The sequence below is a fragment of the Amycolatopsis sp. FU40 genome (assembly GCF_021903635.1).
Taxonomy (GTDB): domain Bacteria; phylum Actinomycetota; class Actinomycetes; order Mycobacteriales; family Pseudonocardiaceae; genus Amycolatopsis; species Amycolatopsis dendrobii.
Genome location: NZ_CP091381.1, coordinates 5,763,522 through 5,776,307 on the forward strand (window position 1 = coordinate 5,763,522; position 12,786 = coordinate 5,776,307).

Genomic DNA, 12,786 nt, shown 5'->3' on the forward strand with positions numbered 1-12,786 from the left:
AGTTATGCGTCAGCCAGTTTTCGCAAGGCCGGCAGAAGTGCGCGCAAGGCTTTGCCGCGATGCGAGGCGGCGTCTTTTTCCGCCGGGCTCAGTTCCGCGCTGGTTTTCGTTTCGTTTTCCGGCACGAAGATCGGGTCGTAGCCGAAACCGTTGGTACCGTGCTTTTCCCGCGTCAGCGTGCCGCGCCATTCGCCCCGGACCGTGGTGGTCTCGCCGGAAGGGAGAGCCAGCACGGCGGCGCAGACGAAGGCCGCGCCCCGGCGCTCGTCCGGGGTGTCGGTCAGCTGCGCCAGCACCAGGTTCAGGTTCGCTTCGTCGTCGCCGTGCTTGCCGGACCAACGAGCCGACAGGACGCCGGGCATGCCGTTCAACGCGTCCACAGTCAGGCCCGAGTCGTCCGCGATGGCGGGCAATCCGGTGGCGGCCACCGCGTCCCGTGCTTTGGCCTCGGCGTTGCCTTCGAAATCGGGCGCGGTTTCCGGGGCTTCCGGGAACTCCTCGACGTCGTTCAGGCCGAGCACCTCGACGCCCTGGATGCCTTCCGCCTCCAGGATCCGGCGCAGTTCGCCCAGCTTCTTCGCGTTCCGGGTGGCCAGCAGCAGCTTGGTCACTTCTGGCCCTTCTTATTGTCCGGACGCGGTTCCGGCAGCTCGCCCGGGTACGGCAGCGCCAGCGCCTCGTTCTGCAGCCGGGTCAGTTCCTCGCAGCCCGCCAGCGCCAGGTCGAGCATGGTGTCCAAAGTGGACCGCGCGAAAGTCGCTCCTTCGCCGGTGCCCTGGACCTCGATGAGGGTTCCGGCGTCGGTGGCGACCACGTTCATGTCGACCTCGGCGCGCGAATCCTCCTCGTACGGAAGGTCGAGGCGCACCCGGCCGTCCACGACGCCGACGCTCACCGCGGCCACCGAGGACGACAGCGGCTGCGGGTCGTTGAGCCGGTTCGCCGCGCCCAGCCAGGTGATCGCGTCCGCCAGCGCCACGTACCCGCCGGTGACCGCGGCGGTGCGGGTGCCGCCGTCCGCCTGGATCACGTCGCAGTCGATGACGATGGTGTTCTCGCCGAGCGCGGCCAGGTCGATGCACGCGCGCAGGGAGCGGCCGATCAGCCGGGAGATCTCGTGCGTCCGGCCGCCGATCCGGCCCTTGACCGCTTCGCGGTCGCTGCGGGTGTTGGTCGCGGACGGGAGCATCGCGTACTCCGCGGTCACCCAGCCGAGACCGGACCCGGCACGCCAGCGCGGCACACCCTCGGTCACGCTCGCCGCGCACAGCACCCTGGTGTTGCCGAACTCGACGAGCACCGACCCGGCAGGCCACTTCTGGAACCCGCGGGTGAGCTTCACTTCGCGGAGCTGGTCGTCGTTCCTGCCATCTTTTCTCACCACGCAGCAGACGATACTGCGTGGCAACGCCACTTCCGTTGAGGGTGGTGGAGGGGAGGAAGGCGGAGCTAGGACGTACCTCTGACACTTTCGCGATCAGAGGTCGTAGACCGCGCCTTGCGTCACCAGTTCAGCGTCCGGGAATACCGCCTTGGCCTCGGCCAAGACAGCGTTGCGATCGGTCCACGGCGCGACGTGGGTCAGCAGCAGGCGACCGACTCCGGCTTCTTTGGCCAGTTCACCAGCTTCTTTCCCGGAGAGGTGCACGCCTTGCGGACGATCGGCGGCATCGGTCCAGGACGCTTCGGAAAGCAGGACATCGACGCCGTCGGCCAATTCGCCGAGGCCGCGGCACAGTCCGGTGTCGCCGGTGTACGCGAGGATGGTGCCGCCGTACGCGATGCGTAGGCCGAATGCAGGCGTCGGGTGGTACACAGCGACAGCGGTCACGTCGAAGGGACCGATCTCGATCGTCTCTTCGCGCAGCTCGTGGAATTCGTACACGTCCGACAGATCCACAGCGGCTCGCTCAGCCGCATCGGCCGCGTACGCGTGCGCAAGGCGCGAAGGCGCGTCTGCTGGTGCGTACACCGGCAACCGTCGCGGCCGCGCGGGATACGGCGGCGCGGGATGGTAGCGGCGAAGCACCGTCAGAGAGTTGACGTCGGCGCAGTGGTCGGCATGCAGGTGCGAAAGGACGAGCGCGTCGAGGTCGAACGGGTCCAGCACGGTCTGCAATTGGGCGAACGCGCCCGAGCCCAGCTCGAGACCGAGCCGGTAGCCCTCCGCCTCCAGGAGGTACCCGGACGCGGCGGCGTTCGGCCCGGGGATGCTGCCCGAACACCCAAGGATCGTCAATCGCACCCCGTCACCCTAACTCCGCTCAGCGCCACCGCAGCGTCACGCGCTCACCGGGTCGAGCGCACCCGGCGCGAAGCCCATGAACCGCTGCGCCAAGCGGGCGAACGGCTCCGGCGAACCGGTGGCGAGGAACTCGTGCCGCGGCGGCTCGTCGCGTTCGGCGAGCAGGTCGAGTTCGGTCAGCACGCGGTAGAGGTCCTTGGCGGTTTCGTCGGCGCTGGAGACGAGCGTGACGTCCTGTCCCATCACGATCTGCAGCACGCCGGACAGCAGCGGATAGTGCGTGCAGCCGAGGATGAGCGTGTCGACTTCGGCTTCGAGCAACGGCTGCAGATAGCCCTGTGCCAGACCGAGGATCTGTCGACCGGTCGTGATGCCGCGCTCCACGAAGTCCACGAAGCGCGGGCAGGCGACGCTGGTGAGGCGTACGTCGGGCGCGGCGGCGAAGGCGTCGTCGTACGCCCTCGAACGCACAGTGCCTTCGGTGCCGATCAGACCGACGCGTCCGCTGTGCGTGGCGACTGCGGCCCGGCGCGCGGCCGGAAGGACCACTTCGATGACAGGTACGTCGTAGCGTTCGCGCGCGTCGCGAAGGCAGGCCGCGGACGCTGTGTTGCACGCGATCACCAACGCCTTCACCCCGCTCTCGACCATGTCGTCGAGAGCGGCCAACGCGTACTCGCGAGCGGTGGCGATGGGCAGCGGGCCGTACGGGTTGCGCGCGGTGTCGCCGACGTAGCGCAACTGTTCGGCAGGCAGCAGTTCGAGAATCGAGCGTGCGACAGTGAGCCCGCCGACGCCGGAGTCGAAAACACCGATGGGCGCGCCTGAAGAACTCACATCCCGAGGTTACCCGGGGTCGTCGGCTCGGTCTTCGGGGCTTTGACCCGTTCCCCGCGTGAGGTCAGCCACGCGGCGAGGATGCCGGCCAGCGCTCCGAAGAGGTGGCCCTGCCAGGAGATGCCGGGGTTGCCGGGCAGCAGGCCCCAGAGCATCCCGCTCCAGATGCCGAGCAGCACGACGGCGACCGCGATCTGCGCGAGCGACCGGTGGAAAAGACCGCGCACCAGCAGGTACGCGAGCCAGCCGAAGGCGAGGCCGGACGCGCCGACGGTGTAGGCGTTCGACGGTCCGACCAGCCACACGCCGAGCCCGGAAACCAGCCAGATGATCGCGGTGACCACGGCGAACCGGCCGATGCCCGCCGCCATCGCGAGGAAGGAGAAGACCAGCACCGGCACCGTGTTGGAGAACAGGTGCGACCAGTTGGCGTGCAGCAGCGGCGCCCAGAGGATGCCGTCCAGGCTGGACGCGTCCCGCGACAGGATCCCGCCGTCGGTGAACTTGCCCGGCAGGATCACGTCGAGCAGTTCCACGAGGTACAGCACCGCCACGAACCCCAGCGCGACGAACGCCGCGGCCTTGGGATTGGGCGGCAGGATGCGCTTCGCGGCGTCGACCGGCTTGCCGCTGCCAGCGGCGGGCGGCGGCGACGCCGGCGGGAGGGGAGGCAGTGTGCTCACGCCCTCAGGCTACGTCGGCGGGAGGCGGACGGCCTCGGGAGAAATCCCTGAACTTCACTCCGGGTGAGCGGTCCGTGAAGGACTCCTTCCGGGAATCTGATTCCCTCAAGGAGTCCTTCACAGACCTTCCGGGGCAGCGCGGTCGTGAGTGGGCCCTTCACGGACCGGCGGTCAGACCGTTGCGGGCTTCCGGAGCAAGTTTCCGTAGGCGGCGGCGAACAGGGCCGAAAGCAACGCGGCCACCGCCGCCACCGCAAAGCTCCATCCCGGACCGCCCGCCGACAGCGCCACTGCGCCGACCGCTCCGGCGAGACTGCTGCCCACCACCCGGACCAGCGCGTTGATCCCGCCTGCCGCGGCCGTCTTCGCGGGCTCGACGTGTTCGACCGCCATCGTCCCCAACGCGGCGTACCCGAGCCCGATGCCCAGCCCCAGCACCGCCGCGACGGCATAGAGACCGAGCCCGTCCCCCGGCAACGTCGCGAGCCACAACGCGGCCGCCAGTACCACCACCGAACCGCCCGCGACCAGTGCGGGCGCGCTGAACCGGCGCATCAACGCACCGGCCAGCACCGAAACCACCAGCATCAAGATCGTCGTCGGCAAGAGATAAAGCCCCACCTGCAACACCGACGCCCCGAGCATTCCCTGCGCGTAGGCCGAAAGCGTCATGATCGTGGCGAACAACGCGAAGCCGAGCAGGAATGACGCCACCGTCGCGCCGATCGTCTTTCGGTGCAACAGCATCGGAATCTCGATCAACGGCGTCTTCGCGCGCCGCGCCGTCGCCACCCACGCCGCCGCCAGCACCACGGCCCCGACCACGAGCGCGACGGTTGCCCAGCCCCATTCGGCCCCCTTGCTGATCGCCAGCAGCAGGCAGATCAGCCACCCCGACACCAGCACCGCGCCCAGCAGATCCGGCGAACCGCTCCGGACCTCGGCCGTCCGGTCCTCCCGGACCGCGGCGACCAGCGCGAACGCCACCACGCCGAGCGCCGCCAGCGCCCAGAACACCAGCTGGTGATCACCGCCGGCCAGCCCGGCGAGAATCATCCCGCCGCCGCTGCCCGCGCCGATCGTCGCGCTCAGCACGCCGATCGCGGTCGGCAGCGACCGGGGCGGCAGCACGGTCCTGACCTGGCCGATCGCCAGCGGCAGCAGCGGCGCGGCCGTGCCTTGCAGGATCCGGCCGACGATCAGCAGCGGCAGCGACTCCGCCACCGCCCCCAGCACCGATCCCCCGACCAGCAACGCGAGCACGACCAGCGACATCGTGCGCCTGCCGTAGAGGTCGCCCAGCTGCGCGACCAGCGGAATCGCGACCGCGCCCGCCAGCAGCCCCGCGGTCAGCGCCCACGACACCGAACTCAGCGGCACCCCCAGCTTGAGCTGCAGCTGCGGCAGCAACGGCACCACCACGGTCATCTGCAAAGTCCCGACCGCCACCGCGAACGCCAGCGCGGCGACCGTCCCCCAGTAGTTTTTGTACATGTATAAAAAGTAGCATGGCGGCATGCCAGCGCGCACCGGCCGACCGCCGAAGATCTCCAGGTCCGACATCGTGGCCGCCGCCCACCGGGTCATCGACGAAGACGGCGTCGACGCGTTGACCATGCGCAGGCTGGCCAAGGAGGTCGGCAGCACGCCGATGGCGCTGTACCACCACGTGCGCGACAAAGAGGGTCTGCTTCTGCTGCTGCTCGACGACTACGCGCACGGCGAAATGCCTCGGCCGGAGAACCTCCCCGAGGAACCGTGCGACCGGATCGTGGCGGTCGCGAAGGCGATGCGGGACGGGCTGGCAAACTGCCCGTGGATCGTGGAAGTACTGCGCTCCGACGACCTGCTGTCGGTCGGCGGGCTGTGGTACCCGGAGAAAATCGTTGCGGCGGCGGAAAAAGCCGGGTTGCCGATCGAGGCGGCGGTGGAGGTCTACCGAGCGGTGTGGCACTACACGCTCGGCGAGATCAGCTCACGCGCGGCCGCCGCGCGCCGACGCGATCAGGGCGGCGACACCCACCGGCAGCGAGTCTTCGCCGACCTGGACACGACGGAATTCCCGACGCTCGCCCAGATCGGGCCGCGCTGGGAAACCCTTACCGCACAAGACAGTTACGAACGAAGCATCCGCGCACTCGTCAACGGATTGCTGCCGTGAGGGGAACCCTGGGGAATCAGAGTTCCCCTCACGGACGCCTCAGTCAGGCCCAGAGCTGACCGTCAAGCCGTTCTGCCGCTTCGTCCAGCGACCCGGAATACGCGCCGGTCGACAGGTACTTCCAGCCGGCGTCCGCGACCACGAAAGCCACGTCCGCCTTCTCGCCGCGGGCAGCGGCCTTCTCCGCGACCCCGAGCGCGGCGTGCAGCACCGCACCCGTGGAGATCCCGGCGAAAATGCCCTCGTGCTCCAGCAGCTCCCGCGTCCGCCGGAGAGCGTCGTACGCCCCCACCGAATAGCGTCCGTTGAGCACACTTTCGTCGTACAGCTCCGGCACGAACCCCTCGTCGAGGTTCCGCAGGCCGTACACCAGCTCGCCGTACCGGGGCTCCGCCGCGATGACCTGCACGTCCGGCTTGTGCTCGTGCAGGTACCGGCCGACCCCGACCAGCGTGCCGGTCGTGCCGAGGCCGCCGACGAAGTGCGTCAGCGTCGGCAGGTCCTTCAGCAGCTCCGGCCCGGTGCCGCGGTAGTGCGCGTCCGCGTTGGCCGGGTTGCCGTACTGATAGAGCATCACCCAGTCGGGATTCTGCTTCGCCAGCTCCTTGGCCCGGCGCACGGCCTCGTTCGAGCCGCCCGCGGCGGGCGAGAACACGATCCGCGCGCCGTACGCCTGCAGCAGCTGCTTGCGTTCGGCCGAGGTGTTCTCCGGCATCACGCACACCAGGCCGTAACCCTTGAGCTTCGCGGCCATGGCCAGCGAAATCCCGGTGTTGCCCGAGGTCGGTTCGAGGATCGTGGACCCGCGCCGCAGGATGCCGTCCCGCTCCGCCGCCTCGATCATGGCCAGCGCTGGCCGGTCCTTGATCGAGCCGGTCGGGTTGCGGTCCTCGAGCTTCGCCCACAGCCGCACCTCGTCGGTCGGCGACAGCCGGGGCAGTCCGACCAGCGGGGTGCCGCCTAGCGCGTCGAGGAGGGACTCGTAGCGAGCCATCGGCTCAGCGCGCGCCGCCCGCGACGGCGGGCAGGATGGTGAGGGTGTCGCCGTCCTTGACCTCGGCGTCGAGCCCGCCGGAGAAGCGCACGTCCTCGTCGTTGACGTAGACGTTGATGAAGCGGTGCAGCTTCTCCTCCTTGACCAGGCGCGCCTTCAGCCCGGCGTGCCGCGACTCGACGTCGTCGATGATCTCGAGGACAGTCTTGCCCGACGCCTCGACGGACTTCTCGCCGCCGGTGTGGGTGCGCAGGATGGTCGGGATGGACACGGTCACGGCCATGGTTTTCTACCTCCGGGTGGGTTCCTACACGCTGACGTATCGGACGCCGCGCTTTATTCCGCTGGAGTTCAGTCGAGGATCTCGACCGGCTCCTCGGTGATCTCGGCGTCCACGATCCGGTACGAGCGGAACTCGTGCGAATCGGGCTCTCTTGTCGAGACGAGCACGTAGTGCGCGTCGGGTTCCGCGGCGATGTTCGCGTCGGTGCGCGACGGGTAGGCCTCGGTCGCGGTGTGCGAGTGGTAGATGACCACCGGGACCTCGTCGTTCGCGTCCATCTCGCGGTACAGCTTGAGCAGGTCGCCCGAGTCGAACTCGTAGAACGTCGGCGAGCGGGCCGCGTTCAGCATCGGGATGAACCGCTCGGGGCGGTCCGAGCCGGCAGGACCGGCCACCACCCCGCACGCTTCGTCGGGGTGGTCACGGCGGGCGTGGGCGACGATCTCGTCGACGAGTTCACGGCGGATCCGGAGCACACGCACATCTTAGTTCGTGGACCGAACGAGTCCACACTGTGAGAGCTACCGCTCATCCGCAGGTCAGGGCACAATAACGGGATGCCGGTGTCCTCGAAGATCCGCGAACGCTGCCGTGGCCTGCTGGCCGAGGGGGACGTCGTCCAGTACGTGTTCCCCGCCACATCGCTGATGATTTCGATGATGGCCGCGCACCGGAACTTCCTCGTCGTGGTCACCGACCGGCACGTCACGGTGCTCGCGTGCAGCGCTTTCCGCCGGTGGAAGCCGGTTTCGGTGTGGGCGCAGCTGCCGCGCTCGACCGAACTGGGCCCGGTGGACCTGCATCCCTCGCTCGGGCCGACGGTGTCGTTCGGCGGCCTGGTGCTGGAGATCGAAGACGAGTACGTGGCTGCCGTGCGCGCCGCCGACCTCGAACGGAGCGAGGACGCGCTCCCGCAGGACCCGTTCTGACTCAGCCCAGCGCTTCCGGCCACACATCCCGATAAGCCGGGACGCCCGCAGCGGAGGTCGCCGAAAGCAGTCCGTGCACCATCGCCCGCGCGAACACCCGCGCCGCCGCCGCGCACAACGCGTCCAGCGCGCCCGCTCGCGCCGCCACGGCGAACGACCCCGGCTCCCCTGGCAGCTGCTGCGCGCCCGTTGCCAGCGCGAACACGGTGTCGCCGTCGAACATCGAATGCGCCGGCCGCACCGCGCGCGCCAACCCGTCCTGCGCGGCGACCGTCAAGCGGCGTGCCTCAGCCTTCGTCAACGCCGCATCGCAAGCCACCACCCCGATCGTGGTGTTCAGATCGGTCCGCTGCCCCGGCACCTCGCCGGGCCGGTCCGGCCAGCGGACGCCGAACTCGCCGTCGACTTCGTGATCAGCGGCGAAAGCCCGCCCAGTCGCGAAATCCACTGCCTGGCCCGCCGCGTTCACCGCCGCGATCGCGCCCACAGTCACGTCGCCGACGACCTCGCTCGCCGTCCCGATGCCGCCCTTGAGCGAACCGACCACCGCACCCGAGCCCGCGCCGACGGTGCCCATCGCGACAGCCTCCCCGGCGGCTTCGCAAGCGGCGTAACCGAAATCGGCGTCCGGCCGGTTGCCCCACGCGCTGCGCGGCAGGTCGAACAGCACCGCCGCGGGCACGATCGGCACCACCTCATACGGCTGCGCGCCAACGGGAAAGCCGAAATTCCGCTCGGACAGCCACCGCATCACGCCGTCCGCCGCCGCGAGCCCGTACGCGCTTCCCCCGGAGAGACAGACCGCGTTCACCTGCTGCACCAGGTTTTCCGGCTCCAGCAGATTGGTTTCGCGGGTGCCGGGCGCACCGCCGCGCTGGTCGACCGCGCCGGTCGCGCCGTCCGGCACGAGCACGACGGTGGTTCCGGAGGCCCAGCCGTCGCCGAGCCGTTGGTGATGGCCTACGAGCACGCCAGGGACGTCGGTGATTTTCCCGCCGGTCAGCCGGTCAGCGCCTGGATCAGCGTCTCCTGCACCCATGTCAGCCAATGGTAGACGCCGAGATGGGGTGCGCGGGGGTCGTCTTCGGGCAGCTCGTCGGGCATGTCCTCGGTGACGTCGAGCGCCGTGCCGAGCGCCAGCCGGACGTCGTTCAGTGCGCCGAGCCAGGCGTCCGCCTGCTCGAAAGTCAGCTTCACCGAACCGCCGTCGCGCGGGAGCGTGTCGAGCACGATCTTCGCGACGCCGACCTTCTTCTCCAGCAGCTCCGGCTCGTGCAGCGACCGCATCGCCGCCGCCGAATCGAGGTCCTCGCGGCTCGGGTTGTCCGGGTCGAGCCGGTGGAAGTCCGGCAGCAGCCGCGACAGCACCGGGTCGTCCGGCGATTCGGCGGGCCCGGTGCGGATCCCGGTCAGCTCGGCCAGTTCGTCCTGCGGGGCCTCCTCGGCCCGCGCGGTGAGCATGTCCTCGAGCTGCCCGACGAGCCCGCGCAGCACCGCGGCCTCTTGCTGCTCGAACCCGGCGAGGATGGCGTCCCCCTTGCGCCGCCAGGCCTTCACGAGGGCTGTTCCATGGTCGCCCACAGGCCCGCCGCGTGCAGCTTCGCCACGTCGGTCTCCACCTTCTCCTTCGAACCGGACGACACGATCGCCCTGCCCTTGTTGTGCACGTCGAGCATCAGCTTCGTGGCGTGGTCCCGGCTGTAGCCGAACAGCTTCTGGAAGACGTACGTCACGTACGACATCAAGTTGACCGGATCGTTCCAGACGATCGTCCGCCAGGGCTGGTCGGATTCGGCCAGCTCGGCCCCGAGTGGATCGACCTGCGTCTGTTCGGATGCGACAGGCGTGGACATGCACACCATGGTGTCACGGGGCCATCCCGGTACGCCGCGCCAGGTCCGTCCATGTGAGTGAATAGGCTGCTCCCATGGGTTCCCCCGAGCCGGTCACCAGCGCCAGCACGGCGCTGCTCACCGACCACTACGAGCTGACCATGCTGGCGAGCGCGCTCGCGGACGGGACGGCCGACCGGCCGTGCGTGTTCGAGGTCTTCGCGCGAAGGCTTCCCGACGGCCGCCGCTACGGCGTCGTCGCGGGCACCGCGCGCGTGCTCGACGCGATCGCCGACTTCCGGTTCACCGACGCCGAGCTGACCATGCTGGAGCAGACCGCGGTCGTCGACCCGGAAACGCTGGCCTGGCTGGCGGACTACGAGTTCCGCGGCGACATCGACGGCTACCGCGAAGGCGACCTGTACTTCCCAGGTTCGCCGATCCTCACCGTGACCGGCAGTTTCGCCGAAGCGGTGGTGCTGGAGACGGTGGTGCTGTCGATCCTCAACCACGACAGCGCGATCGCTTCGGCGGCGGCGCGGATGTCCGGCGCGGCGCACGGCAGGCCGATCATCGAGATGGGCGGACGACGCACCCACGAGTACGCCGCGGTAGCCGCCGCGCGCGCCTCCTACCTGGCCGGATTCGCCACGACGTCGAACCTCGAAGCGGGCCGCCGCTACGGGATTCCGACGCGCGGCACTGTCGCGCACGCCTTCATGCTGCTGCACGACAGCGAGGAAGCGGCGTTCCGCGCCCAGGTCAGCAAAATGGGTGCGGACACCACACTTCTGGTGGACACCTACGACATCACCGCGGGCATCGAAGCGGCCGTGCGCGTCGCTGGCCCGGAGCTGGGCGCGATCCGGATCGACTCCGGCGACGTCGGCCCGCTCGCCCGCAAGGCCCGCGACCAGCTCGATTCGCTCGGTGCGAAGGACACCCGGATCGTGGTATCCGGAGACCTCGACGAGCACGCGATCGCGGCGCTGCGCGCGGAACCGGTGGACGCGTACGGCGTGGGCACCTCGGTGGTCACCGGATCCGGCGCGCCGACCGCCGGGATGGTGTACAAGCTGGTCGAGGTCGACGGCCGCCCGGTCGCGAAACGCAGTGCGCACAAGGAATCCCGAGGCGGGCGCAAGCACGCGCTGCGCCGCCACCGCAGCACCGGAACCGCCGTCGAGGAAGTGGTCTGGACCGCCGCGAGCGGCCGCCCGGAAGCGGGCGAGAACGATCTCGATCTGCAAATCCCCCTGGTGCGCGGAGGCGTGCCGATGGATGATCTGCCCACGCTGGACGACGCGCGTGCCCGCCTGCGGCGCGCGCAGGTGAGCCTGCCGTGGGAGGGCCTCAAGCTCTCGCACGGCGAGCCCGCGATACCGACGACTTTTCTGTAGGGAGCCGACCATGGGGACCGCGCTGATCGTGGTGGATGTGCAGAACGACTTCTGCGAGGGAGGCTCGCTCGGCCTGCCGGGCGGCGCGGCTGCCGCGGCCGCCATCTCGCAGCGGATGGCCGAGGGCGGCTACACGCACATCGTCGCCACCCGCGACCACCACATCGATCCGGGCGACCACTTCAGCGACACGCCCGACTTCAACACCAGCTGGCCGCCGCACTGCGTCGCGGGCACGGCGGGCGCGTCGTTCCACGACGCGCTGGACGTGGTGCCGGTCGAGGCGGTGTTCTCGAAGGGCGAGTACACCGCCGCGTACTCCGGTTTCGAGGGCAAGTCCGGCGACGGCAAGACGCTCGAGGAATGGCTTCGCGCGCACGAGGTGACCGACGTCGACGTCGTCGGCATCGCAACGGACTTCTGCGTGCGCGCCACGGCCCTCGACGCCGCGGGCGCCGGGTTCAACGTGCACGTGCTGCTGGACCTGACCGTCGGCGGCTCGCAGCCGACCGTGGACGCGACGCTGAAGGACTTCGACGAGGCCGGGGTGCGCTACACCGGCACGCCCGCCCTGCCGCCTGCCTGACCTCGTGAGTGTTTACGCCGGTTAGAACCGGTATAGCCACTCACGAGCCCTCGTCCGCAGCCCGCCCGACCAGCTCGCATTGGGCGGCGAACCCACGGCAGCCTCGTGAGTGCTAGTGCCGGTGAGAACCGGCGTTGCCGCTCACGAGGCTGGCGCGCCGCCCTTGCCGTACGGATTGCACGCCGCGGTGCCGAGGTAGATGTCCCCGCTGGCCGGACCGCCTTGCGGGAACAGCTTCACGTGCACCGCGTGCGTGACCAGGCTGCCGTCGGCGGGCTGCGGCGTCACGGTCTCGTTCAGCGTGATCGTGGCCAGCGCCGTGCCCGCCGCGCCGCCGGGGATCGTGACGCGGTAGTTCGCCGGGATCGACGACGGCACGGTGAAACCGGAGACCTCTCCGATCGACATCGAACCGGTGCTGCCCGAATCCGTCGTGGTGGCGCAGCCGACCGAGTACGTGCGGACCTTCAGCTCCGGCCCGCCGTACCGGGTGAGCAGGTCGGATTCGAACCGCTGCCCGCCGGCCTTCACCTGCGCGACCGGGCCTTTCCGCTCGCAGGTGGTGCCGCCGAAGCCGAACACCGCGACCTCGCCCGCCGCACCGCCGGTGGTGCGCGCGGAAGCCGGACCGTCGGCGTCGCAGCGGGCCAGCTCTCCGGTGACGACGTGTTCGTGGTCCACCAGCACGTCGAGGCTGCCCGCGGAACCCCAGCCGGTGGAGGTCGGCGGATCGGCGTGCGCCACCGCCGGCGCCGTCGCTAGGAAAACCCCGGTGACCAGCAGGATCCGTCCGCGCATTCGCCCTGTCTCCCTTCGCCCGTGCTTCGACATCGGCA

At 69.7% G+C, this 12,786-nt stretch carries 17 protein-coding genes; 4 read left to right on the top strand and 13 right to left on the bottom strand.

The window, feature by feature from the left end; all coding sequences use genetic code 11:
* Positions 1-2: 2 nt before the first annotated feature.
* From rdgB to L3Q65_RS27240, 6 genes are all read right to left on the bottom strand, one after another.
* Positions 3-611 (bottom strand): RdgB/HAM1 family non-canonical purine NTP pyrophosphatase, encoded by a 609-nt coding sequence (gene rdgB, locus L3Q65_RS27215; protein WP_182891026.1) that lies wholly within the window; start codon positions 609-611, stop codon positions 3-5.
* On the bottom strand, positions 608-1,384 hold the full coding sequence (gene rph / locus L3Q65_RS27220) for a ribonuclease PH (RefSeq protein ID WP_237597018.1): 777 nt from the start codon (positions 1,382-1,384) through the stop codon (positions 608-610). The genes rdgB and rph overlap by 4 nt, the downstream gene beginning before the upstream one ends.
* A 93-nt stretch (positions 1,385-1,477) precedes the next feature.
* Positions 1,478-2,245 (bottom strand): MBL fold metallo-hydrolase, encoded by a 768-nt coding sequence (locus L3Q65_RS27225; protein WP_237597019.1) that lies wholly within the window; start codon positions 2,243-2,245, stop codon positions 1,478-1,480.
* A 36-nt stretch (positions 2,246-2,281) separates the two neighbouring features.
* Positions 2,282-3,082 carry a glutamate racemase gene (murI, locus tag L3Q65_RS27230; RefSeq protein WP_182891023.1) on the bottom strand — a complete coding sequence of 267 codons (801 nt, stop codon included), beginning with the start codon at positions 3,080-3,082 and terminating at the stop codon, positions 2,282-2,284.
* The gene (locus L3Q65_RS27235) at positions 3,079-3,765 is read right to left on the bottom strand and encodes a rhomboid family intramembrane serine protease (RefSeq protein WP_370648124.1); all 687 of its coding nucleotides are present in this window, start codon (positions 3,763-3,765) and stop codon (positions 3,079-3,081) included. Before L3Q65_RS27235 ends, murI begins: the two co-directional genes overlap by 4 nt.
* Before the next feature lie 171 nt (positions 3,766-3,936).
* Positions 3,937-5,259: an MFS transporter gene (locus L3Q65_RS27240; protein WP_237597020.1), complete on the bottom strand. Its 1,323-nt coding sequence runs from the start codon at positions 5,257-5,259 to the stop codon at positions 3,937-3,939.
* 22 nt (positions 5,260-5,281) lie between these two features.
* Here L3Q65_RS27240 and L3Q65_RS27245 point away from each other — a divergent pair, with 22 nt between their 5' ends.
* Positions 5,282-5,926 carry a TetR/AcrR family transcriptional regulator gene (locus tag L3Q65_RS27245; RefSeq protein WP_237597021.1) on the top strand — a complete coding sequence of 215 codons (645 nt, stop codon included), beginning with the start codon at positions 5,282-5,284 and terminating at the stop codon, positions 5,924-5,926.
* Between the two features lie 43 nt (positions 5,927-5,969).
* Here L3Q65_RS27245 and L3Q65_RS27250 read toward each other — a convergent pair whose 3' ends face one another.
* The 3 genes from L3Q65_RS27250 to L3Q65_RS27260 all read right to left on the bottom strand — a co-directional run bounded on the left by L3Q65_RS27250 (position 5,970) and on the right by L3Q65_RS27260 (position 7,679).
* The gene (locus L3Q65_RS27250) at positions 5,970-6,920 is read right to left on the bottom strand and encodes a PLP-dependent cysteine synthase family protein (RefSeq protein ID WP_009082493.1); all 951 of its coding nucleotides are present in this window, start codon (positions 6,918-6,920) and stop codon (positions 5,970-5,972) included.
* 4 nt (positions 6,921-6,924) lie between these two features.
* Positions 6,925-7,203, bottom strand: a complete 279-nt coding sequence (locus L3Q65_RS27255; RefSeq protein WP_009082495.1) for a MoaD/ThiS family protein — start codon at positions 7,201-7,203, stop codon at positions 6,925-6,927.
* A 68-nt stretch (positions 7,204-7,271) separates the two neighbouring features.
* Positions 7,272-7,679 carry a Mov34/MPN/PAD-1 family protein gene (locus L3Q65_RS27260; protein WP_043827849.1) on the bottom strand — a complete coding sequence of 136 codons (408 nt, stop codon included), beginning with the start codon at positions 7,677-7,679 and terminating at the stop codon, positions 7,272-7,274.
* Positions 7,680-7,760: 81 nt separating this feature from the next.
* Here L3Q65_RS27260 and L3Q65_RS27265 point away from each other — a divergent pair, with 81 nt between their 5' ends.
* Positions 7,761-8,132 (top strand): hypothetical protein, encoded by a 372-nt coding sequence (locus L3Q65_RS27265; RefSeq protein WP_182891020.1) that lies wholly within the window; start codon positions 7,761-7,763, stop codon positions 8,130-8,132.
* Between the two features lies 1 nt (position 8,133).
* On the opposite strand, the gene L3Q65_RS27270 is transcribed toward L3Q65_RS27265, so the two are convergent.
* From L3Q65_RS27270 to clpS, 3 genes are read right to left on the bottom strand one after another with little or no spacing between them, the layout of a single operon-like run.
* Positions 8,134-9,171, bottom strand: a complete 1,038-nt coding sequence (locus L3Q65_RS27270; protein ID WP_237597022.1) for a P1 family peptidase — start codon at positions 9,169-9,171, stop codon at positions 8,134-8,136.
* Positions 9,132-9,689: a DUF2017 domain-containing protein gene (locus L3Q65_RS27275; protein WP_037715369.1), complete on the bottom strand. Its 558-nt coding sequence runs from the start codon at positions 9,687-9,689 to the stop codon at positions 9,132-9,134. Before L3Q65_RS27275 ends, L3Q65_RS27270 begins: the two co-directional genes overlap by 40 nt.
* A complete protein-coding gene (gene clpS / locus L3Q65_RS27280; protein ID WP_037718267.1) occupies positions 9,686-9,985 on the bottom strand; it encodes an ATP-dependent Clp protease adapter ClpS in 300 nt (99 codons plus the stop codon). Before clpS ends, L3Q65_RS27275 begins: the two co-directional genes overlap by 4 nt.
* A 74-nt stretch (positions 9,986-10,059) precedes the next feature.
* Here clpS and L3Q65_RS27285 point away from each other — a divergent pair, with 74 nt between their 5' ends.
* Both L3Q65_RS27285 and L3Q65_RS27290 read left to right on the top strand, forming a co-directional pair.
* Positions 10,060-11,364 carry a nicotinate phosphoribosyltransferase gene (locus L3Q65_RS27285; RefSeq protein WP_237597023.1) on the top strand — a complete coding sequence of 435 codons (1,305 nt, stop codon included), beginning with the start codon at positions 10,060-10,062 and terminating at the stop codon, positions 11,362-11,364.
* Between the two features lie 10 nt (positions 11,365-11,374).
* Positions 11,375-11,950 carry an isochorismatase family protein gene (locus L3Q65_RS27290; protein ID WP_237597024.1) on the top strand — a complete coding sequence of 192 codons (576 nt, stop codon included), beginning with the start codon at positions 11,375-11,377 and terminating at the stop codon, positions 11,948-11,950.
* Between the two features lie 141 nt (positions 11,951-12,091).
* Here the strand turns inward: L3Q65_RS27290 and L3Q65_RS27295 are convergent, their stop codons facing one another.
* Positions 12,092-12,748 (bottom strand): choice-of-anchor P family protein, encoded by a 657-nt coding sequence (locus tag L3Q65_RS27295; RefSeq protein WP_237597025.1) that lies wholly within the window; start codon positions 12,746-12,748, stop codon positions 12,092-12,094.
* Between the last annotated feature and the right edge of the window lie 38 nt (positions 12,749-12,786).

Bases quoted from the DNA above. Each gene is read 5' to 3' on its own strand.
- L3Q65_RS27255 (WP_009082495.1), bottom strand. From the start codon at position 7,203: ATGGCCGTGACCGTGTCCATCCCGACCATCCTGCGCACCCACACCGGC.
- L3Q65_RS27240 (WP_237597020.1), bottom strand. From the start codon at position 5,259: ATGTACAAAAACTACTGGGGGACGGTCGCCGCGCTGGCGTTCGCGGTG.
- L3Q65_RS27290 (WP_237597024.1), top strand. From the start codon at position 11,375: ATGGGGACCGCGCTGATCGTGGTGGATGTGCAGAACGACTTCTGCGAG.
- L3Q65_RS27250 (WP_009082493.1), bottom strand. From the start codon at position 6,920: ATGGCTCGCTACGAGTCCCTCCTCGACGCGCTAGGCGGCACCCCGCTG.
- L3Q65_RS27285 (WP_237597023.1), top strand. From the start codon at position 10,060: ATGGGTTCCCCCGAGCCGGTCACCAGCGCCAGCACGGCGCTGCTCACC.
- L3Q65_RS27245 (WP_237597021.1), top strand. From the start codon at position 5,282: ATGCCAGCGCGCACCGGCCGACCGCCGAAGATCTCCAGGTCCGACATC.
- clpS (WP_037718267.1), bottom strand. From the start codon at position 9,985: ATGTCCACGCCTGTCGCATCCGAACAGACGCAGGTCGATCCACTCGGG.
- L3Q65_RS27270 (WP_237597022.1), bottom strand. From the start codon at position 9,171: ATGGGTGCAGGAGACGCTGATCCAGGCGCTGACCGGCTGACCGGCGGG.
- L3Q65_RS27295 (WP_237597025.1), bottom strand. From the start codon at position 12,748: ATGCGCGGACGGATCCTGCTGGTCACCGGGGTTTTCCTAGCGACGGCG.
- L3Q65_RS27265 (WP_182891020.1), top strand. From the start codon at position 7,761: ATGCCGGTGTCCTCGAAGATCCGCGAACGCTGCCGTGGCCTGCTGGCC.